This window comes from Roseomonas sp. HF4 (assembly GCF_005222755.1).
In the GTDB taxonomy this organism is placed as follows: Bacteria; Pseudomonadota; Alphaproteobacteria; order Acetobacterales; family Acetobacteraceae; genus Neoroseomonas.
Genome location: NZ_STGD01000006.1, coordinates 266741 through 285166 on the forward strand (window position 1 = coordinate 266741; position 18426 = coordinate 285166).

The following is an 18426-nucleotide window of genomic DNA, read 5'->3' on the forward strand; positions in this document are numbered from 1 at the left end:
TCACGCCTCGCCCTCCCCCGCCGACCATTCCTCGACCCGCGCCAGGTGGTCGTAGTCCCCGCCCGCGGCGCTGCGCGCCGGATGCGGGCGGGATGCGAAGGGCGCGGTGCCGAGCAGCCAGCGCGCCGCGAGATGATCGAGCCGTGCGCGCGCGAGTGCGGCGTAGTCCTCCTCGGCCGGCATGGCGCGCACCTCGCCGGGCACGTCGCCGCCGGTCAGGCGCCAGTAGACCAGGTCCGTCGCCTGGCCCTGCGCGTCGGGAAAGGCGCCCTCGGCCAGCAGCCAGGCCTCGATCGGCAGTTGCGGCGCGCCGCCGTCCAGCAGTTCCCGCGCCTTGGGCACGGTGCCGGTCTTGTAGTCCACGACGCGCCAACCGCCCTGGCTCAGGTGGTCGAGCCGGTCGGCGCGCGCCTCGATCTCGACCTCGCCTTCCGGCAGGCGCAGCATGGCCTTGCCCTTCACCTCCACCAGGCAGGCGAGCAGCGCGCCGCCCTGGCGCAGCGTCGCTTCCTCGGCGATGACGAAGGCGCCGATATTGGCGAGCCGCGGCCCCCAGAAGGCCAGGATGCCGGGCCGGTCGGCATGGCGTGCGAGCGCCCTCTCGCTGGCGCGGTCCCAGGCGGCGCGGGCGGCGTCCTCCCCCGGCCAGCCGGTGCCGAGCGTGCGCAGGAAGCCGGCCAGCGCGTCATGCACCAGCGTGCCGTATTCGATCGCCCCGACATCGAGGTCGAGCGCCTTCAGCGCATCGAGGCGAAGGATGCGCTTGGCGTAGAAGGCGTAGGGGTCCGCGATCAGCAATTGCGCGTCGGAGACCGTCAGGCGGCGCGGGCGCAGCGCGGGCGGCGGCGCGGGCATGGGGCGCGGCGCGGGCGCCACGGCGGCGGGCGCATCGAGCGCCGCGGCCCAGCCGGCCGCCGGGGAGGCCGCCAGCAACAGCCCGCCCTGGCCCGCGAGGAAGGTGTCGAGCCGCGTCAGCCAGCGTGCCTGCACGGTGGGCGCGCCGCCGCGCCGGGCGGCGGAGGAGAGCACCGCCTCCGGCGCCGCCGCGGCGGCGGTCAGGAAATCGGCGGCGACGCGGCCGATGCGGGCCTCGGCCTCGGGCAGGCCGAACTGCGCGCGCATCGGGCGGCTCATCCAGGGCCCGGGCTCGGTCGCCTGCGGCCAGACGCTCTCCTCCAGCGCCCCGAGCACGACGCGATCGAAGGATTGCAGCCGCGCCTCCAGCAGGCCAAGGATGGCGATGCGCGGATGCGCGGCATCGCCCCGGCTGCGCACGGCGCGGAGCGAGGGCGCGACAGGGCCGGCGAGGCTCGCCTCGAACAGGTCGGGCCAGTCGGCCGGCGCCATCGGGGGCAGTTCGGCCAGCGCCTCCCCCAGATCGTGCAGGTGGCGGACGAGCGGCTCGCCCTCCTCCCCCGCGTAGAGGCGGAGGCCGCCGGGCAGGCCGGGGGTGGCGGCCAGCGCCTCGGCCGCCTGCATATGGGCGGCGAGCAGGTCGGCCGGCGGCCGGGCCGGCGCCGGCGGCAGCGCGGCGAAGCCTGCGAGCGCGTCTTCCAATGCGGCCAGCAGCGCGGCGACCTGGGCGGGGGCGTCGCCGCGGGCCGTCACGGCGGCGCGCAGCCCCGCGACGCCCGGCGCCGGGCGCGGGCCGCGCAGCGCGTCCCGTTCCAGCCGCCGTGCCGCGGCGAGCCAATCCGCCCGTTCCATCCCGCCGGCGCAAAGCGGGTGCTTCAGCACGGCCAGCAGCGCGACCGGCGCGAAATCCTCCGCCACCATGCGCGCGAGCAGCCGGAGGAAGGCGGCGGCCGGCGTGCCGGCCAGCGGTTCGCCGGCGGAATCATCGGCGGTGATGCCGTGGCGGGACAACTCCGCCGAGACACGGCGCGCCAGGTCCCGGTCGGGCGTGACGAGCGCGGCGGTGCGGCCGGGCGTCTCGATGGCCTCGCGCAACAGCAGCGCGATCGCCGCCGCCTCCTGCTGCGCATCGGCGGCGGTGAGGCGCGCGAGGCCCTGCGCGGCCGCCTGCCAGCGCGGGGGATCGCGCTCGGTCCAGGCGCCGAGGCCCTCGGCCGGGTGCAGTGCGCGGCCGAGCAGCACGGCCCGGTCGGGCGCCGCGCCGGCCGGCGCCGCCGCGTGCCAGGGGAGCAGGTCCGCGGGCACCGCGCCGAGCGCCGCCAGCAGCCGCGCCTGGCCGGCCAGCGGATGCGTGGGCGCGCTGCGGATCGCCTGCCACAGCGCGTCATCCACCGGTTCGGGCAGGCCCTGCAGCACCACGAATCCCTGCAGCGTCTCGGCCAGCACGCGCAGCAGCGCCGCCGCCGCCGGGATGGTGCCGCCCGCGCCGATGCCGGCGGCGATGGTCGGATGCTCCGGCGGCGCGCGGCGCCAGGCCGCCGCCTGTGCGGCCAGCGCCTTGACACGCCGCACGCCGAGGTCGAGCAGCCCGCGATCGTTCAGCCAGGCGTTCCAGTGCTCGGCGGCGACGCGCAGCACGCGGGTCGTGATCTGCCAATGCGTGGCATGGCGGTCGGGCACCAGCGCATCGAGCCGCGCCAGCCAGGCCGCGGCGAATTCCGCCGGCGGCGCGCAGTCGAGCATGGCGAGGTCGGCTTCCTCGAGCGCGATCTCGTCGAACAGGCGGCCGAGTTCGCCAGCCAGCAGCCAGGCCTGCTCGGGCGTGGCGGGGCCGCCGATGCTGCGCGGGATGCGCTGCGCCGTCGCCGCCAGCACCGCCTGGCGCGTCAGCGGCGCGACCGCGGGCGGCAGGTCGAGCAGGTCGGGGAGTGCCAGCTCGTCCGCTTCCTCGGTGGACAGGCCCGCCAGTGCGCGCATGCGCGGCAGCAGCAGCGCGCGACCGCCGGCTTCGCGCAGGAAGGCTTCCCGCAGGGCGCGCGCGGCGCGGCGCGTGGGCAACAGGATCGTCACGCGCGCCAGGGTCTCGGGCGCGTCAGGCGGCAGGCGCGCCAGCACGCCGGCGGCCAGCGCGTCGAGGAACGGCACATGCGGCGGGATGGCGTGGAGGGTCACGGTCGGGAGCGCGACGCGGAGGAGGGCTCTGCCCTCCCCCGGACCCCCACCCGCCAAAGGCCGAAAGGCCTTTGGAAACCATAAGATACATCGGGGAATCCGGGGAGGGGGCTCATCGGAACGCACGTCGCTGCGGGGGCCGTCGTCCCCTGCCCGCATTCGCCGCCCAGGTCCCGGTGTCCAGAGGCCCCTCGGCCTCTGGTGGGGTAGGGTCCGGGGAGGGGCAAAGCCCCTCTCCGGCGCCGCGCCGCCCGCATCAGAACAGCGCCCGCGTCAGCCCCGCCTGCAGGGTCTCCTCCGCATTGCGGAGGTCTTCGGGGGTCGAGAGGTGGAACCACACCCCGTCATGCACGAGGCCATAGAGCCGCCCGGCCTCCAGCGCCCGGTCGTACAGGCGATTGAGGCTGAACGCGCCCTCGGGCGCGTCGGCGAACAGGGCGGGGGAGAGGATCTGCACGCCGGCATAGAGATAGGGCGCGATTTCCCGTTCCTCCGGCCGGCGCATCCGCCCGATGGGGTCGAGCAGGAAGTCACCGTGCCCGACCGCGCCGTCGACCTGCGTTGTGCGCACCATGAGCAGCAGCGCGTCCATCTCGGCCGGGTCGAAGGCGGCGGCCAGGCGGGTCAGCGCGGGCGTCGGGCCATCGAGCCAGAAGGCGTCCCCGTTCACCACCGCGAAGGGCCCGGGGCCAAAGCGCGGCAACGCCAGGGCGACGCCGCCGCCGGTCTCGAGCAGCCGGTCCTCGTGCTGCAGGATGATGGCCGGGTCGTCGCGGCGCGCCATGGCGGCGGCGATCTGTTCCCCCCGCCAGTGCGCATTCACCACCGCCTGGCGCACGCCGGCGGCCTGCAGGCGGTCCAGCGCGTGATCGAGCAGCGAGCGGCCCGCCAGGTCGAGCAGCGGCTTCGGCCGGTCGTCGGTCAGCGGGCGCATGCGCGTGCCGAGCCCCGCGGCGAGGACCATGGCGTGGGTGAGCGTGATCATGCGGGCTCCGTCAGGACAGCCGGCGTGCGGCGCAGCGCGGGGGGGATTCGGTCGTCGAGGAAGTCGCGCAGCGGCTCCGTCGCGGGGTGGCGCAGCGCGCGGTCCAGCAGGCGCCAGCAGCGCGGCCCGTGCGCCAGGTAGCCGGGCTTGGCGTCCCGCCGCGCGAGCCGCACCCAGAGCGCGGCCACGCGCAGGTGCCGCTGCGCCGCGCAGGCGGCCATGGCGGCGGCGAATTGATCGCGGTCGAGGCCAGGGCGCGCCGCGAGGTAGCGGCCGATGGCAGCGTTCCGCACGGCGGGGGCGACGTCGCGGCGCGCGTCCTCGACCAGGGAGACGAGGTCGTAGGCGGGGCTGCCGAGGGCGGCGTCCTGAAAGTCGATCAACCCGGTGCGGCGGGGCGAGGGCCGGGCCTCCAGCCGCAGCAGGTTGGCCGGGAAGTAGTCACGATGGACGAAGCAGCCGGCGCCGGCGAAGGGTGCCAGCATCGCGGCCAGCGCGACATCGAGATGCGCGCGCACATCGGCATCCGCGGCGCTGCCGAAGGCGGCCGGCCACCACCAGTCGAGGAAGGTGGCGGCGGTGGCCCGCGCCATCTCGGCCGGCCCCCAGGGGGGCAGGTGTGCGGGCGGCGGCGCGGCGTGCAGCGCGGCCAGCGTCTCGGCGGCCTCGAGATAAAGCGGCAACGGATCGGCGCCGGCGTCGAGCAGCGCGGCATGGGTGGCGTCGCCGAAATCCTCGATCAGCAGGAAGCCCGAAGCCTCGTCGGCTGCGAGGATCTCGGGCGCCGAGAGGCCGATCGCCGCAATGTGGCGCTGCACCGCGAGGAAGGGACGGACATCCTCGGGCGGCGGCGCATCCATGAGCAGCGCGGGGCGCGGACCGCCCTCCAGGCGCGCGTAGCGGCGGTGGGAGGCGTCGGAGGGGAGCGGGACGAGGCGCGCGGCGGCGAAGCCGGCGGACTGCAGGAAGGACGTGGTGTCTCTCATGGCGACGCGGGGGGGAGAAGGGATCTTCTCCCCCCCGGACCCCCCCTCAACCTTCTTTGGGACTTGGGGAATGGCCGCGACGGGCCGCGCCACGAATCAGGGAAGGGGGGGGCCTGGGGGTCCCCGCGGCGGTGCGCGGCAACGACGTGGGGTCCCGGTGCGACGGGGGTTCCCCTCCACCGCGCTTCCTGCGCCGCGCTCATGCCGCCAGCGCCTCCAACCGTTCGTCCCAGCCCGACAGCGTTGCCCGCCGGGCCTCCTCGGCGGGTTGGGGTTCGAGGGCGATGGTGAGCGCGTCAACCGGGCGTTCACCCCCCAGCCGGTCCGGCCATTCCACAAGCACGATGCCCTCCCGCGCTTCGTCCCAGCCGAGTTCCGCCAGGCCGTCCGGCCCGTCCAGGCGGTAGAGGTCGAAGTGATGCGCGGTGCCGGCCGGCAGGTCGTAGGACTGCACCAGGGTGAAGGTCGGGCTCGGCACCTCGAGCGCCGGGTCGCCCGCCGCGGCACGCAGCAGGGCGCGGGCGAATTCCGACTTCCCGGCGCCCAGCGGCCCTTCCAGCAGCACCGCGTCCCCGGCGCGCAGAAGCCGCGCGAGACCCGCGGCGAGGGCATGGGTGGCGGGAAGGTCGGGCAGGTCCAGCGTGATGGTCCGCGGCATGGGAAGGGTGTGCCCGCTTTGATCCCGGGGCGGTTCCGTCTATCACGCCCGCCCAGAGTCGGGGGAGTGGCCATGGCGGCCGTCATCGAAACGGATGTCGCGATCGTGGGCGCGGGGCCGGTCGGCCTGTTCGCGGTGTTCGAATGCGGCATGCTGCGCATGAAATCGGTCGTGATCGACGCGCTCGACGCGATCGGCGGGCAATGCAGCGCGCTCTATCCCGAGAAGCCGATCTTCGACATCCCGGCGCATCCGCAGATCGACGCGCAGGACCTGATCGCGGCGCTCGAGAAGCAGGCGGCGCCCTTCACGCCGATCCACCTGCTCGGGCGCCGGGTGGAGCGGCTCGCGCGGGATGCGGACGGGACGCTCGTGCTCGGCACCTCGGCCGGTGACACGGTGCGCTGCAAGGCCGTGATCATCGCCGCCGGCGCCGGCGCCTTCGGGCCGAACCGACCGCCACTCGACGGGCTCGCGGGATACGAGGCGTCCGGCGCCGTGCGCTACCTGGTCACGCGGCGGGAGGATTTCCGCGGCAAGCGCGTGGTGATCGCGGGCGGCGGCGACAGCGCGGTGGACTGGGCGCTGAGCCTCAAGCAGGTGGCGGCGAAGGTGACGGTGGTGCATCGCCGGCCGAAATTCCGCGCCGCCCCCGAGACCGCCGCGCAACTCGACGCCGCCGCGGCGCGGGGCGAGGTGGAGATGGCGATCCCGTACCAGCTGCACGGGCTGAAGGGCGACGGGTCGAAGCTGGAGGCCGTGGTGGTCGCGACGCTGAAGGGCGAGGAGCGCGACATCCCGGCGGATGTCCTGCTGCCCTTCTACGGGCTGTCGATGGAGCTTGGCCCGATCGCGGAATGGGGCCTCGGGCTCGAGAAGCACCACATCGCGGTGGAGCCCGCCACCTGCGCCACGAACATCGACGGCGTCTACGCCATCGGCGACATCGCGACCTATCCGGGCAAGCTGAAGCTGATCCTGCAGGGCTTCAGCGAGGCGGCGATGGCGGCGCATGCGATTCATCCCCGGGTGTTCCCGGGGGAGGCGCTGCATTTCGAGTATTCGACGTCGAAGGGCGTGCCGGCCGGGGCCTAGGGGAAGGTCGGGGGAGGAGAACCTCCCCCGAGCCCCCTCCCTTCCTTGGAACCTGGCGCCGGTCCGGGGACGTGGGGTGCCAGGTGACAAAGAAGGTTGGGGGCTCAGGGGAAGTTCCCTTCCCTCCGCCGTCCTATTCGACCGCCGCGGCCGTCTTCGCCGTGACCGGCACCTTCAGGTAGCGCACGCCGTTGCTCTCCGCCGGCGGGAAGCGTCCTGCGCGGATGTTCACCTGGATCGAGGGCAGCAGCAGCAGCGGCGCCGCCAGCGTCGCGTCGCGCGCGGTGCGGAAGGCCACGAATTCCTCCTCCGTCACGCCGTCCTTCACATGCGGGTTGTGTGCGCGCTGCTCGGCGACCGTCGATTGCCACGCGAATTCGTTGCGCCCCGGCGCCTTGTAGTCGTGGCAGATCCAGAGCCGGGTTTCCGGCGGCAGGGCGAGCAGGCGCTTCATGGAACGGAACAGCGTGCGCGCGTCCCCGCCCGGGAAGTCCGCGCGGGCGCTGCCGTAGTCGTGCATGAACAGCGTGTCGCCCACGAAGACGTCCGATGGCCCTTCCTCGTTGCGCGGCGGCGCCACGCGGTAGGAGATGCAGGCGGGGGTATGGCCGGGGGTGTGGATCACCTCGACGTCGAGGGCGCCGAGCCGGAAGTGCTCGCCGTCGCGGAACAGGCAGTCGAAGTCGCCGCCGTCGGGCTTCACGTCGTCGGCCGCGAAGACGGGTCGGAAGATCGCCTGCACGTCGCGGATGTGTTCGCCGATGCCGATGGGCGCGCCAGTCCGCGCCTTGATGTAGGGCGCGGCGGTCAGGTGGTCGGCATGGGCGTGGGTTTCGAGCACCCAGTCGATCGTCAGGCCTTCCTCGGCCGCGGCGGCCAGGATGCGGTCGGCGAAGGCGACATCGGCGCTGCCCGAGCGGTTGTCCCAGTCGAGCACGGGGTCGATCACCGCGCCGCGCTTCGTCGCGGGGTCCCACACCAGGTAGGAGACCGTGTTGGTCGGTTCGTCGAAGAAGGCGCGGATCGTCGCATGTCCCGTCATCGCAATGGTCCCTTCCACCCTGACCGCCCATGTGGTGCCGCGGCGGCGGCGGTGCAGCCCCTGCGGCGCGCCTCAGCGTCCTGCCGCATCCCAGTCCACGCCGGACAGCGCGGCGACCGTGCCTGCGATGCGCTCGACCAGGAGCGCGGCCTCGTCATCCAGCGCGTCACGCCGCATCCGGTCCCAGCCGCTGGCGCCGAGGGTGATCCCGAGCAGCGAGTCGCTGGATGCCGAATAGCGTGTCCGTTGCTCCGGCAGTCGCACCACCTGCACCGCCCAGCGCAGGCCCTGGCCGCGGCTGGCGGTGTCCATCCACAGCCGCATCGGCACCGGCGCGCGCGCGGCGATCATCAGGAACTCGGCGCGGCCCGCTGCGACCGGTGCCTCTCCGAACCGCGCCTGCAGCAGGGGGAACAGCGCCTTGCGCAGCGCCGCCGTGCCGGGCAGGTCGGCCACTCCCGCGAGCGGGCCGCCCGTCTGGCGCCGCGCGCAGGCCGCCATGAAGGTCACGCGGTCCTCGGCCGGCAATTCGAGCATGCCGAAGCGCGTCAGGAAGCCGAGGTCGCGCCGTGCGGGATCCGCGGCGAGTTCGGCCGCCACGCCGCGCACCGCGGCGCAGGGCGTGCGCGCAAGCTCCGCCAGGCCGTCATCGAGGTGGCGGCGCCATTCGGCCGCGACGACGCCGCGCAGGGCCTCGGGCACGGTAGCGGTCACGGCGGCGGCCTCAGAAGCGTTCCATCCACGGCCGGACCTCGACCTCCCACGACCAGCAGGACCGGTGCTGGCCGATGAGATGCAGGCAGGTCTCGGCGATCGCGTCGGGGTCGAGCAGCGCGTCGTCCCCCGCATCCGGGCGGCGGGCGCCGCGGATGCCGCCATCGACCACGATGTGCGCGATATGGATGCCCTGCGGATGAAGTTCCCGCGCGAGGGACTGCGCCAGGCCGCGCAGCGCGAACTTGCCCATGGCGAAAGGCGCTGATTGCGCGAAGCCCTTCACGCCGGCGCTGGCGCCGGTCAGCAGGATGGTGCCGACGCCGCGCGGCAGCATCCGCCGGGCGGCCTGCTGCGCCACGAGGAACGCACCGAAGGCGCAGACCTGCAGGGACTTCTGCACGTCGGCCGGCATGAGGTCCGTGACCGGCCCGCGGGTGCGGAAGGACGGGTTGTAGAGCACCACCTCGGCGTCGCCCTCGGCGTCGAACAGGGCGGCAACGTCGGCCTCGGATGCTGCGTCGCAGACGTGCGCAGCGGCGCCGGTCTCGGCCACCAGCGCATCGAGCTTGGCGACGTTGCGCGCGGCCAGGGCGACGGCGTAGCCCCGCCTCGCCAACAGCCGCGCCAGCGAGGCCGAGAGTCCGTCTCCGGCGCCGATGATGAGGGCCTTGGGCATGGTCTCGCTCCCCGCTGTGCAGGCATCAGCCGTTGACGTTGATGTGGACGTTGTAGCGACCCTTCTTCGCGCCGCCCTTGTTACGGATGAAGTTTGCCTGGACCTGGCCGTCCCGGCCGCCGGAGTACTTCGCCGATGGCCCCATCATGTGGATGCGCAGCGTCACCACGCTTCCCCGCTGCCGTGCCTCATGGAGCTGCTTCCACAGGTCGAAGGCGAGCGTCACCTCCGTGGTCTTCCAGCGCCCCGCGACCGTGAACTGATCGTCGTAGATGTAGTTGCTGCTGATGTTGCCGCCGCCGGTGATGCACCCCTCGACCTTGTCGCGCAGGTCCTCGGCGCGCTTGCGCAGCGCCGCGGCCGCCTCGCGGGCCTTGCGCTCGGCCTCGGCGAGCCGGTTCGCCTGCTGCTGCTCCGGCGTCAGCGGCGCGGCGGTCGACTTCAGTGCCGATACGCCGCCGGCGTTTCCCCAGGCTCCGGACATCCCAGACTCCACGTCTTGCGCGATCACGGCATTGAGGCGCGGCTCCTCGCGCGGCGCAAGCGCCCGGTGGCCTATTGGTCGATCGTCTCGAGCAATTCGCAGAGCGTCGACCCGCGCGGTGCCAGATCCTGCCACAGGATATGCTCGAACGGCGCATGCGCGCCCGCACCCGTGCAGCCGAGCCCGTCCAGCGTCGGCACGCCCATCGCCGCCGTGAAGTTGCCGTCCGAGCCGCCGCCGCGGTGCATCTTGGGCAGGTCGTAGCCGTGCCGAGCCGCGATGCCGCGCGCCGTCTCGTGCAGCGCCGTGATCTCCGGCGTCTCGACCATGGGCGGGCGGTTCATGCCGCCGGTGACCTCGATGCGGATGCCCTCCGCCTCGCCGGCCATGCCGAGGATGAGGCGCTCGATGCGCTCGCCCTCCGCGATGCTGGTCACGCGGCAGTCGATCTCGCAGCCGGCCTCGGGCGGCACGACGTTCGGGCGCGTGCCGCCCCAGATCGGCGCGACGTTGGTGGTGGTGCCGCCGGCGAGGTCGGTCAGCGCGTGGATCTCGAGGATCTTCCGCGCCAGTGCCACCACGGCCGAACGCCCGTCCTGCCAGTTGCCGCCGGCATGGGCCGAGACGCCGTGGATGCGCATGACAAACCGGCCCACCCCCTTGCGCGCGGTGACGCAGGCGCCGTGCGGCGCGCCGGCCGGCTCCGGGATCAGCACGGCGCGCGCGCCGGCGGCGGCGCGCTCGATGGGCGCGCGGGAGGTCGGGCTGCCCACTTCCTCGTCCGGCGTCAGCAGCAGGATGATCGGGCGCTTCGTGGCCACCTTCTGGCGCAGGATCTCCCGCACCGCATGGAAGGCGAGGAAGGAGCCCGCCTTCATGTCGTAGATGCCCGGGCCGTGCGCCTTCGCGCCGGCCACCTTCCAGGGCATGGAGGCGGCGAGCGTGCCGTGGTCCCAGACCGTGTCGAGATGGCCGGCGACGACGACGGGTGCGCCCTGCCCCGGCGTGCGGGCGACCAGCGTGTCGCCATAGCCGTCGCGGCCGGGCAGGCGCTCCAGCGCCGCGCCGACGGCACGGAGTTCCGCCTCGGCCCGGTCGAGCAGGCCGTTGACCGCGGCCCCGTCGGTGGTCGGCGTCTCGTGCTCGACCCAGCCGCGCAGTTCGGCAAGCAGGCGTTCGGAGGTGCCGATCTCGGTCGCGGGCATGGGGCGGGTCCTCGGGCTGGAAGGGCTTCGTTCTCGCCGCCGGCTTTTCGCTTGTCCATCCCGGCCGGCGCCGGTAACGACCCTGTTGCAGCGCAGCAGACGGGGCAGCCATGCCGGAACTCTATTTCTTCGAGGACCTCTCGGTCGGCCTGACGGCCAAGTTCTCCAAGACCATCACGGAAGCCGACATCGTGCTGTTCGCGGCGGTCACCGGGGACACCAACCCGATGCACCTCGACGCGGAATACGCGGCGACGACCATTTTCAAGGAACGCATCGCGCACGGGATGCTGGCCGCCGGCCTCATCACCAAGGTGCTGGGCACGCAGCTGCCCGGCCCCGGCACGATCTACATGTCGCAGTCGCTGAAGTTCCGCGCGCCGGTCAAGATCGGCGAGACGGTGACCGCGACGGTCGAGGTGATGGCGCTGCACCCCGAGAAGCACCGCGCCACGCTGCGCACCGTCTGCACGGTGAAGGGTGAGCCGGTGCTGGAGGGCGAGGCCTATGTCTCCGTCCCCGCGCGCGCCAGTCGTGCCGCGCAGGCGGCGGAATAGCGGATGCGCCGCGTCTGCGTCTTCTGCGGCTCGGCCGCCGGCGTGCGGCCGGACTACGCGGCGGCGGCCAAGGCGCTCGGCCGCGCCATCGGCGCGCGCGGCATGGGGCTCGTGTTCGGCGGCGGCGCGGTCGGGCTTATGGGCATTGTCTCCCGCGCCGCGCAGGCAGCCGGCGCGCCGGTCACGGGCATCATCCCGCACGGCCTCGTGATGCGGGAGGCCGGCAACGGCGAGCTGGACGACCTGCGCGTCGTGGCCTCGATGCACGAACGCAAGGCGATGATGGCCGAGATGGCTGACGGCTTCATCGTGCTGCCCGGCGGCTTCGGCACGCTGGAGGAAGCGGTCGAGGCGCTGACCTGGCTGCAGCTCGGCATCCACCGCAAGGGCGTCGCCTTCGTCGACACGCTCGGCTACTGGTCGCGGCAGATGGCGGCCTTCGACCACATGGTGGCAGAGGGCTTCCTGAAGCCCGCAATGCGCGACATGGCGCTGCTGGCGCCGGACGCCGAGGCGGCGCTCGATGCCCTGGCGCGGTTCGCGGCGCCCGAGGTGCCGCGCTGGCTGCTGCCGGGCGAGGCCTGACGGCCGAGGCCCGGCTTCAGCGCCGCAGCGCGGTCAGGGCGGCAGCCTGAGCGCGGAATCGAGCCGGAGCGTCGTGCCGTTCAGCAGCGGATTGGCGCAGATGGCCAGCACCATCGCCGCGAATTCCTCGGGCCGCCCGAGCCGGGCCGGGAAGGGCGGCAGCGCCCGGATCGCGGCCTGCGCCGCCTCGGGCAGCCCGGCCAGCATCGGCGTCTCGAACAGGCCGGGGGCCAGGGTGACGACGCGGATCCCCGTTCGCGCCAACTCCCGCGCCGCCGGCAGCGTCAGCCCCATCACGCCCGCCTTGGACGCGGCATAGGCGCATTGCCCGACCTGCCCGTCCTCGGCCGCGATGGAGGCGGTGTTGACGATGACGCCGCGCTCGCCCTCCGGCGCCGTCGCGTCCTCGGCCTGCATCCGCAGGGCAACAAGGCGCATGACGTTGAAGGTGCCGGTCAGGTTGACGCGGATCGTGCGCTCGAACAGCGCCAGGTCGTGCGCGCCGCCGCGACCGACCAGCCGCGCGGCGGGCGCGATGCCGGCGCAGTTCACGGCCACCCGCAGCTTCCCGAGGCCGGCGGCGGCGGCGATCGCGCCCTCGACATCGGTCTCGCTCGCCACGTCGCCGACCACCGGTGTCGCGCCGCAGCGGGCGGCGAGGGCGGCCAGCCCCTCGGCGTTCAGGTCAAGCGCCACGACGCGCGCGCCGGCCGCCGCCAGCGCCTCGGCCGTCGCGGCGCCGAGTCCCGAGCCCGCGCCGGTGACCAGCGCGACGGCGCCGGTCAGTTCCATGGCGCGTCGGTCCGAACGAAGGTCCAGTAGTGCGGCGTGCGGCCTTCGCGGATCGCCTTCGCCTCATAGCGCGTCGGGTGCCAGGCTTCGGGACGCGAGCCGATGGCATGGCCGGCCCGCGCGAAGAAAGGCTGCGCGGCGAAGCTCTCCTCGACCCAGGCCTGGTAGGTCGGGTCGTCGCTCGCGATCCGCCATTCCGCGCCGGGGCGCAGCACGCGCGCCACCAGCGGCAGCATGGCGGGGTTCACGAAGCGGCGCTTGGCGTGGCGCGCCTTGGGCCAGGGGTCGGGGAACATCAGGTAGAGCCGGCCGAGCACCGCATCGGGCAGCAGTGCCACCAGGTGGCGCGCATCCTGGGGCCAGAGGCGCAGATGCGGGGGGGGCGGGGCGTTGGCCTCCGCACCCTCGGGCACGATCCGCGTCAGCAGGGAACAGAGGCCGTTCTCGAAGACCTCGGAGGCGATGAGCGCCACGGCGGGGTTGGCGGCGGCGAGCGCCAGCGCATGCTCGCCCCCGCCGAAGCCCACTTCCAGCCAGAGGTCTGCCGCATCGGGAAAGACCGCGCGCGGGTCGGCCGCTTCTGCCGCCGCAAGGCGGAAGCGCGGCAGGGCGAGCTCGAGCAGCCTTTCCTGCCGCGGCCGCAGCGGATGGCCGCGACGGCGGCCATAGAGCCGGTCGGGAATGCCCTCCGGCGTGAGGGAGGGCGCGCGGTGGGGCGACGCGCCGCGCCCCATCTCGCCCTCCGGGCTCACCGGCCGAAAGCGCGCTTCAGCTCGTCCACCAGGTCGGTCTTCTCCCAGGTGAAGGTGCCGCGCTCGGCATCCGGCGTGCGGCCGAAATGGCCGTAGGCGGAGGTCGGCACGTAGATCGCCCGGTTCAGGTGCAGGTGCTCGCGGATGCCGCGCGGCGACAGGTTCACGAGCCCGTCCACGACCTTGGCGAGCTTCGCCTCGTCCACGTCGCGGCCCGTGCCGTGCAGGTCGAAATAGACGCTGAGCGGCTTCGACACGCCGATCGCGTAGGAGACCTGGATGGTGCACTTGTCGGCGAGGCCCGCGGCCACGACGTTCTTGGCGACGTAGCGGGCGGCATAGGCCGCCGAACGGTCCACCTTCGTCGGGTCCTTGCCGCTGAACGCGCCGCCGCCGTGCGGCGCCGCGCCGCCATAGGTGTCGACGATGATCTTGCGCCCGGTCAGGCCGCAGTCGCCGTCCGGGCCGCCGATCACGAACTGGCCGGTCGGGTTCACGTAGAACTCGTTGTCCTGGCACATCCAGCCGGCGGGCAGCGTGCTCTCGACGATCGGGCGCAGCAGGCGCTTGATCTCGGCCTGCTCCATGCCTTCCTCGTGCTGCGTCGAGACGACGACCGAGGTGGCGCCGACCGGCTTGCCGTCCACGTAGCGGAGCGTGACCTGCGACTTGGCGTCGGGCAGCAGGCCCTTCACGGCCACGTCGCCGTTGCGGCGCATCTCGCTGATCCGGCGCAGGATAAGGTGCGCATAGTACAGCGGCGCGGGCATCAGTTCAGGCGTCTCGGTGCAGGCGTAGCCGAACATGATGCCCTGGTCGCCGGCGCCTTCGTCCTTGTTGCCGGCGGCGTCCACGCCCTGCGCGATGTGCGCGGACTGGGCGTGAAGGTGGCACTCGACGCTGGCGTTCTGCCAGTGGAAGCCGTCCTGCTCGTAGCCGATGTCGTGGATCGCGAGCCGCGCGAGGTGCTTCAGGTAGTCGGCGGTGACCGAGGCGGGACCGCGCACCTCGCCCGCGATGACGACGCGGTTGGTGGTGACCAGCGTCTCGCAGGCCACGCGCGAATAGGGGTCTGCGGTCAGGAAGGCATCGAGCACGGTGTCCGAGATGCGGTCCGCCACCTTGTCGGGATGGCCCTCGGAAACGGATTCGGACGTGAACAGATACTCGCCGGTATCGCGCATGGCTTGATTCGGCCTCTTGTCGCGGGAAATGCCGGCGGGACGCCCCGGCAGGCTGGGCCCGGGGAATCCGGGACGGGGGCGTATGGCAAGGGGGTGTGGCGGGGTCAAGGCAGGGGGCGCGCCGCCGGGTTCGGCCACATGGCCGGGACCGTGCCGGGGTGCCGCCGCCACGGAATTGTCACGCAGCGATACGTCGAATTCCATTATTGTGGAAATATGGAATCGATTCAGGCCGCCCTGGCCTTCGCCGCCCTCGGCCAGGCCACCCGCCTCGAGCTGATGCGCGCCCTGCTCTCCGCCGGGCCGAACGGGCTGCCGGCGGGGAGCATCGCGTCGCAGCTCGGCGTGCCGTCCTCCACCCTGTCCTTCCATCTCCGCGCGCTGGAGCAGGCCGGGCTCGTGCAGGCGACCCGCCAGGGCCGCCTGCTGCTCTATGCCCCGCGCATCGCGGCGCTCCGCGCCCTTTTCGCCATCCTGGCCGAGGCCTGCTGCGCCGGCGATCCCGGCCGCTGCGGCGACCTCGCCCGCCTCCTGCCACCCACCACTCCGGAGGACACCGCCATGGTGCCGCCCGCCTTCAACGTGCTGTTCCTCTGCACGCGCAATTCCGCGCGCTCGATCATGGCCGAGGCCATCCTGGCCGGCCTGCAGGGCGGGCGCTTCCGCGCCTTCTCGGCAGGGTCGGCGCCCGCGCCGGAAGGCCCACTGCCGGAGGTGCTGGCGCAGCTGCGCAGCCTCGGCCACGACGTCGCGGCGCTGCGCTCGAAATCCTGGGACGAGTTCACCGCGCCGGATGCGCCGCGGATGGATTTCGTCATCGCACTCTGCGACACGCTGAACCTGCAAGCCTGCCCGGATTTCGAGGGCACGCACGTCTCCGCCGCCTGGCCGCTGCCCGACCCCGCCAAGTTCACCGGCAGCGCGACCGAGCGCGCGACGTTGCTGAACGAGCTCTACGCCGCCCTGCACCGCCGCCTGTCCATCTTCGCGAGCCTGCCCTTCGAGAGCCTGGACCGCATGGCGCTGAAGGCGCGGATCGACGAGCTGGCGCAGCCGCTGGCCGCGGGCGCCCGGGCATGAGGGTCGGCATCAACGGCATGGGCCGCATCGGGCGGCTCGCGCTGCGCGCCGCGATGGGCGCCGCCGACCGCCAGCCGGACGACCCGCGCGCGGGCAACCGCCTCGACATCGTGCACGTCAACGAGGTCAAGGGCGGCGCCGCCGCCATCGCCCACCTGCTGGAATTCGACAGCGTGCAGGGCCGCTGGCGCGCGCCGATCGCGGCCGAGGACAATGCCGCCATCCGCATCGGCGACCGCCGCCTGACCTACAGCGAACACGCCAGGCCCGCCGACATCCCCTGGGGCGATCTCGGCGTCGATATCGTGCTCGACTGCACGGGGAAGTTCCTGGATCCCGCGGCGCTGCAGGGCCATCTCGACCGCGGCGCGCAGCGCGTGGTCGTCGCCGCGCCGGTCAAGTTCGACACCGTGCTGAACGTCGTCGTCGGCGTGAACGAGCACCTCTATGACCCGACCCGCCACCCCATCGTCACCGCCGCGTCCTGCACCACCAACTGCCTCGCCCCGGTGGTCAAGGTGGTTCACGAGTCGATCGGCATCCGCCACGGCCAGATCACCACCATTCACGACCCGACCAACACCAACGTCGTGACCGATGCGCCGCACAAGGACCTGCGCCGCGCGCGCTCGGCCATGCTGTCCCTCCAGCCGACCACGACCGGCAGCGCCACCGCCATCGCGCTGATCTACCCGGAGCTGAAGGGAAAGCTTGACGGCCACGCGGTGCGCGCGCCGGTGCTCAACGCGTCCCTGACCGACTGCGTCTTCGAGATGCGGCGCGAGACGACCGCCGGCGAGGTGAACGCGCTGTTCCGCGCCGCCGCCGCCGGGCCGCTGGCCGGCATCCTCGGCATCGAGGACCGCCCCCTCGTCTCGGCCGACTATGCCGGTGACACGCGCAGCGCCGTGGTCGACGCGCCCTCCACCCTCGTCACCGACGGCACGCTGCTCAAGGTCTACGCCTGGTACGACAACGAGATGGGCTACGCCTGCCGCATGGTGGACCTCGCCTGCCACATGTGGACGGCCGGGATCTGACGCCATGGCGAGCGCCGCGCCGCAGGGACTGCGCGACTACCTGGTCGTGACGCTCGCCTATTGGGGCTTCACGCTGACCGACGGCGCGCTGCGCATGCTGGTGCTGCTTCATTTCTACCGGCTCGGCTACAGCCCCTTCACGCTCGCCTTCCTGTTCCTGCTGTACGAGGCGGCCGGCATCGGCGCGAACCTGGTGGGCGGCTGGCTCGCCACGCGCTTCGGCATCGCGCGGATGCTGGCGGTCGGGCTCGGGGCGCAGGTGACGGGGTTCCTGCTGCTCTCGGCCGTCTCGCCGGACTGGGGGGCGACGCTCTCGGTCGCCTGGGTGGTGGTGGCGCAGGGTATTTGCGGGGTGGCCAAGGACCTGACCAAGACCGCCAGCAAGTCGGCCATCAAGCTCACCGCCGGGGCGGGGAATGGTCGCCTGTTCCGCTGGGTTGCCTACTTCACCGGCAGCAAGAACGCCATGAAGGGCGCCGGATTCTTCCTTGGCGGGCTGCTGCTCGAACTGCTGGGCTTCCGCGCCGCGCTCTGGGCGATGGCGGCGGCGCTGCTCGTCGTGCTGGCGGGCGTGCTGGTCGCGCTGCCGCCGATGATGGGCCGCGCCAGGGCGTCGCGCAGCGCGCGGGAACTGTTCGCGAAGTCGCGCGCCATCAACCTGCTTGCCGCGGCACGGGTTTTCCTTTTCGGCGCGCGGGATGTCTGGTTCGTCGTCGGCCTGCCGGTCTTCCTCTATGCCTCGGGCTGGACCTTCACGATGGTGGGCGGGTTCCTCGCGCTCTGGACCATCGGGTACGGCGTCGTGCAGGCGGCAGCACCCGCGCTGGTGCGGCGCAGCGCCGACGGGCTCAGTGCCGAGGTCCCGGCCGCGCGCCACTGGTCCGCGGCACTGGCGGCGGCGACGGCGCTGCTGGCGCTGCTCATGGCCGCCGGCGTGCCGCGCGCGGACCTCTACGTGCCGGCCGGGCTCTGCGTCTTCGGCCTGCTCTTCGCGGTGAACTCCTCGGTGCATTCCTACCTGGTGCTCGCCTATGCGGGCAGCGAGAAGGCGGCCGAGGATGTCGGCTTCTACTACGCCGCCAATGCCGCCGGGCGCTTCATGGGCACGCTGCTGTCGGGCCTGCTCTACAGCTGGGGCGGGCTGCTCGCCTGCCTTCTGGGCGCGGCGGCGATGCTCGCGCTGTGCTGGGCGGTGACGCTGCTGCTGCCGGGCGGGGCGCGGCGGCCGGGCTGAGTGCCGCGCCGAAAAAGGCGGGGGGAGAAGGGAACTTCTCCCCCCGCCCCCCCCCCTCAACCTTCTTTGGCGCCTGGCGCCCTACCTTCCCGGGCCGGCGCCAAGTGCCAAAGAAGGGAGGGGGATTGGAGTGGGCCCCTGGGGCCGGACATGGGTCAGGCTGCAGCTTTGACAGGGCGCCGGGCCTGTTGCTCCTCGAACTGCACGGGGCTGAGGTAGCCGAGAGCCGAGTGCAGCCGCTTGCAATTCTAGACATTCTCGATGAACCGCGGGAGATCTGCGGTGACGTCCTCGAAGGTCTCGTAGGCCATCGGATACACGGCCTCG

The 18426-nt window shown here is 73.2% G+C and carries 18 protein-coding genes; 6 read left to right on the top strand and 12 right to left on the bottom strand.

The window, feature by feature from the left end:
• The 4 genes from addB to tsaE all read right to left on the bottom strand — a co-directional run bounded on the left by addB (position 1) and on the right by tsaE (position 5656).
• Complete coding sequence (addB, locus tag E8M80_RS11975; protein WP_240789996.1) at positions 1–3027, bottom strand: double-strand break repair protein AddB; 3027 nt, start codon at positions 3025–3027, stop codon at positions 1–3.
• A 256-nt stretch (positions 3028–3283) separates the two neighbouring features.
• On the bottom strand, positions 3284–4012 hold the full coding sequence (locus E8M80_RS11980; RefSeq protein ID WP_137125920.1) for a nucleotidyltransferase family protein: 729 nt from the start codon (positions 4010–4012) through the stop codon (positions 3284–3286).
• Positions 4009–4998 (bottom strand): aminoglycoside phosphotransferase family protein, encoded by a 990-nt coding sequence (locus E8M80_RS11985; protein ID WP_137125921.1) that lies wholly within the window; start codon positions 4996–4998, stop codon positions 4009–4011. Before E8M80_RS11985 ends, E8M80_RS11980 begins: the two co-directional genes overlap by 4 nt.
• Before the next feature lie 199 nt (positions 4999–5197).
• Positions 5198–5656: a tRNA (adenosine(37)-N6)-threonylcarbamoyltransferase complex ATPase subunit type 1 TsaE gene (gene tsaE, locus E8M80_RS11990; RefSeq protein ID WP_137125922.1), complete on the bottom strand. Its 459-nt coding sequence runs from the start codon at positions 5654–5656 to the stop codon at positions 5198–5200.
• Positions 5657–5728: 72 nt separating this feature from the next.
• Here tsaE and E8M80_RS11995 point away from each other — a divergent pair, with 72 nt between their 5' ends.
• Positions 5729–6751 (top strand): NAD(P)/FAD-dependent oxidoreductase, encoded by a 1023-nt coding sequence (locus tag E8M80_RS11995; protein WP_137125923.1) that lies wholly within the window; start codon positions 5729–5731, stop codon positions 6749–6751.
• A gap of 133 nt (positions 6752–6884) precedes the next feature.
• Here the strand turns inward: E8M80_RS11995 and E8M80_RS12000 are convergent, their stop codons facing one another.
• From E8M80_RS12000 to E8M80_RS12020, 5 genes are all read right to left on the bottom strand, one after another.
• Positions 6885–7793, bottom strand: a complete 909-nt coding sequence (locus tag E8M80_RS12000; protein WP_137125924.1) for an MBL fold metallo-hydrolase — start codon at positions 7791–7793, stop codon at positions 6885–6887.
• Positions 7794–7865: 72 nt separating this feature from the next.
• Entirely contained in the window at positions 7866–8507 is a 642-nt protein-coding gene (locus tag E8M80_RS12005) for a hypothetical protein (protein WP_137125925.1), read from the bottom strand.
• 10 nt (positions 8508–8517) lie between these two features.
• A complete protein-coding gene (locus E8M80_RS12010) occupies positions 8518–9186 on the bottom strand; it encodes an SDR family NAD(P)-dependent oxidoreductase (protein ID WP_137125926.1) in 669 nt (222 codons plus the stop codon).
• Positions 9187–9211: 25 nt separating this feature from the next.
• On the bottom strand, positions 9212–9670 hold the full coding sequence (locus E8M80_RS12015) for a hypothetical protein (RefSeq protein WP_170979359.1): 459 nt from the start codon (positions 9668–9670) through the stop codon (positions 9212–9214).
• 71 nt (positions 9671–9741) lie between these two features.
• On the bottom strand, positions 9742–10875 hold the full coding sequence (locus tag E8M80_RS12020) for a M20 family metallopeptidase (RefSeq protein WP_137125928.1): 1134 nt from the start codon (positions 10873–10875) through the stop codon (positions 9742–9744).
• A gap of 110 nt (positions 10876–10985) precedes the next feature.
• Between E8M80_RS12020 and E8M80_RS12025 the strand changes: the two genes are divergently transcribed.
• Both E8M80_RS12025 and E8M80_RS12030 read left to right on the top strand, forming a co-directional pair.
• Entirely contained in the window at positions 10986–11432 is a 447-nt protein-coding gene (locus E8M80_RS12025; RefSeq protein WP_137125929.1) for a MaoC family dehydratase, read from the top strand.
• 3 nt (positions 11433–11435) lie between these two features.
• Complete coding sequence (locus E8M80_RS12030; protein WP_137125930.1) at positions 11436–12017, top strand: TIGR00730 family Rossman fold protein; 582 nt, start codon at positions 11436–11438, stop codon at positions 12015–12017.
• A 33-nt stretch (positions 12018–12050) separates the two neighbouring features.
• On the opposite strand, the gene E8M80_RS12035 is transcribed toward E8M80_RS12030, so the two are convergent.
• The 3 genes from E8M80_RS12035 to metK are packed head-to-tail and all read right to left on the bottom strand — an operon-like array spanning position 12051 to position 14745.
• Positions 12051–12809, bottom strand: a complete 759-nt coding sequence (locus E8M80_RS12035; RefSeq protein ID WP_137125931.1) for an SDR family NAD(P)-dependent oxidoreductase — start codon at positions 12807–12809, stop codon at positions 12051–12053.
• Positions 12800–13543, bottom strand: a complete 744-nt coding sequence (locus tag E8M80_RS12040) for a tRNA (guanosine(46)-N(7))-methyltransferase TrmB (protein WP_137125932.1) — start codon at positions 13541–13543, stop codon at positions 12800–12802. The genes E8M80_RS12035 and E8M80_RS12040 overlap by 10 nt, the downstream gene beginning before the upstream one ends.
• Positions 13544–13557: 14 nt before the next feature.
• Entirely contained in the window at positions 13558–14745 is a 1188-nt protein-coding gene (gene metK / locus E8M80_RS12045) for a methionine adenosyltransferase (protein ID WP_137125933.1), read from the bottom strand.
• Between the two features lie 216 nt (positions 14746–14961).
• Between metK and E8M80_RS12050 the strand changes: the two genes are divergently transcribed.
• Genes E8M80_RS12050 through arsJ form a run of 3 tightly spaced genes read left to right on the top strand, consistent with a single transcriptional unit; the run spans position 14962 to position 18099 of the window.
• Positions 14962–15825 (top strand): metalloregulator ArsR/SmtB family transcription factor, encoded by an 864-nt coding sequence (locus E8M80_RS12050; protein WP_137125934.1) that lies wholly within the window; start codon positions 14962–14964, stop codon positions 15823–15825.
• On the top strand, positions 15822–16865 hold the full coding sequence (locus tag E8M80_RS12055) for an ArsJ-associated glyceraldehyde-3-phosphate dehydrogenase (protein WP_137125935.1): 1044 nt from the start codon (positions 15822–15824) through the stop codon (positions 16863–16865). The genes E8M80_RS12050 and E8M80_RS12055 overlap by 4 nt, the downstream gene beginning before the upstream one ends.
• Before the next feature lie 4 nt (positions 16866–16869).
• The gene (gene arsJ, locus E8M80_RS12060; RefSeq protein ID WP_137125936.1) at positions 16870–18099 is read left to right on the top strand and encodes an organoarsenical effux MFS transporter ArsJ; all 1230 of its coding nucleotides are present in this window, start codon (positions 16870–16872) and stop codon (positions 18097–18099) included.
• Positions 18100–18426: the final 327 nt, after the last annotated feature.

Coding starts and splice junctions, on each gene's coding strand:
- E8M80_RS11980 (WP_137125920.1), bottom strand. CDS start 4,012: ATGATCACGCTCACCCACGCCATGGTCCTCGCCGCGGGGCTCGGCACG.
- E8M80_RS11985 (WP_137125921.1), bottom strand. CDS start 4,998: ATGAGAGACACCACGTCCTTCCTGCAGTCCGCCGGCTTCGCCGCCGCG.
- tsaE (WP_137125922.1), bottom strand. CDS start 5,656: ATGCCGCGGACCATCACGCTGGACCTGCCCGACCTTCCCGCCACCCAT.
- E8M80_RS11995 (WP_137125923.1), top strand. CDS start 5,729: ATGGCGGCCGTCATCGAAACGGATGTCGCGATCGTGGGCGCGGGGCCG.
- E8M80_RS12000 (WP_137125924.1), bottom strand. CDS start 7,793: ATGACGGGACATGCGACGATCCGCGCCTTCTTCGACGAACCGACCAAC.
- E8M80_RS12010 (WP_137125926.1), bottom strand. CDS start 9,186: ATGCCCAAGGCCCTCATCATCGGCGCCGGAGACGGACTCTCGGCCTCG.
- E8M80_RS12015 (WP_170979359.1), bottom strand. CDS start 9,670: ATGTCCGGAGCCTGGGGAAACGCCGGCGGCGTATCGGCACTGAAGTCG.
- E8M80_RS12020 (WP_137125928.1), bottom strand. CDS start 10,875: ATGCCCGCGACCGAGATCGGCACCTCCGAACGCCTGCTTGCCGAACTG.
- E8M80_RS12025 (WP_137125929.1), top strand. CDS start 10,986: ATGCCGGAACTCTATTTCTTCGAGGACCTCTCGGTCGGCCTGACGGCC.
- E8M80_RS12030 (WP_137125930.1), top strand. CDS start 11,436: ATGCGCCGCGTCTGCGTCTTCTGCGGCTCGGCCGCCGGCGTGCGGCCG.
- E8M80_RS12035 (WP_137125931.1), bottom strand. CDS start 12,809: ATGGAACTGACCGGCGCCGTCGCGCTGGTCACCGGCGCGGGCTCGGGA.
- E8M80_RS12040 (WP_137125932.1), bottom strand. CDS start 13,543: ATGGGGCGCGGCGCGTCGCCCCACCGCGCGCCCTCCCTCACGCCGGAG.
- metK (WP_137125933.1), bottom strand. CDS start 14,745: ATGCGCGATACCGGCGAGTATCTGTTCACGTCCGAATCCGTTTCCGAG.
- E8M80_RS12050 (WP_137125934.1), top strand. CDS start 14,962: ATGGAATCGATTCAGGCCGCCCTGGCCTTCGCCGCCCTCGGCCAGGCC.
- E8M80_RS12055 (WP_137125935.1), top strand. CDS start 15,822: ATGAGGGTCGGCATCAACGGCATGGGCCGCATCGGGCGGCTCGCGCTG.
- arsJ (WP_137125936.1), top strand. CDS start 16,870: ATGGCGAGCGCCGCGCCGCAGGGACTGCGCGACTACCTGGTCGTGACG.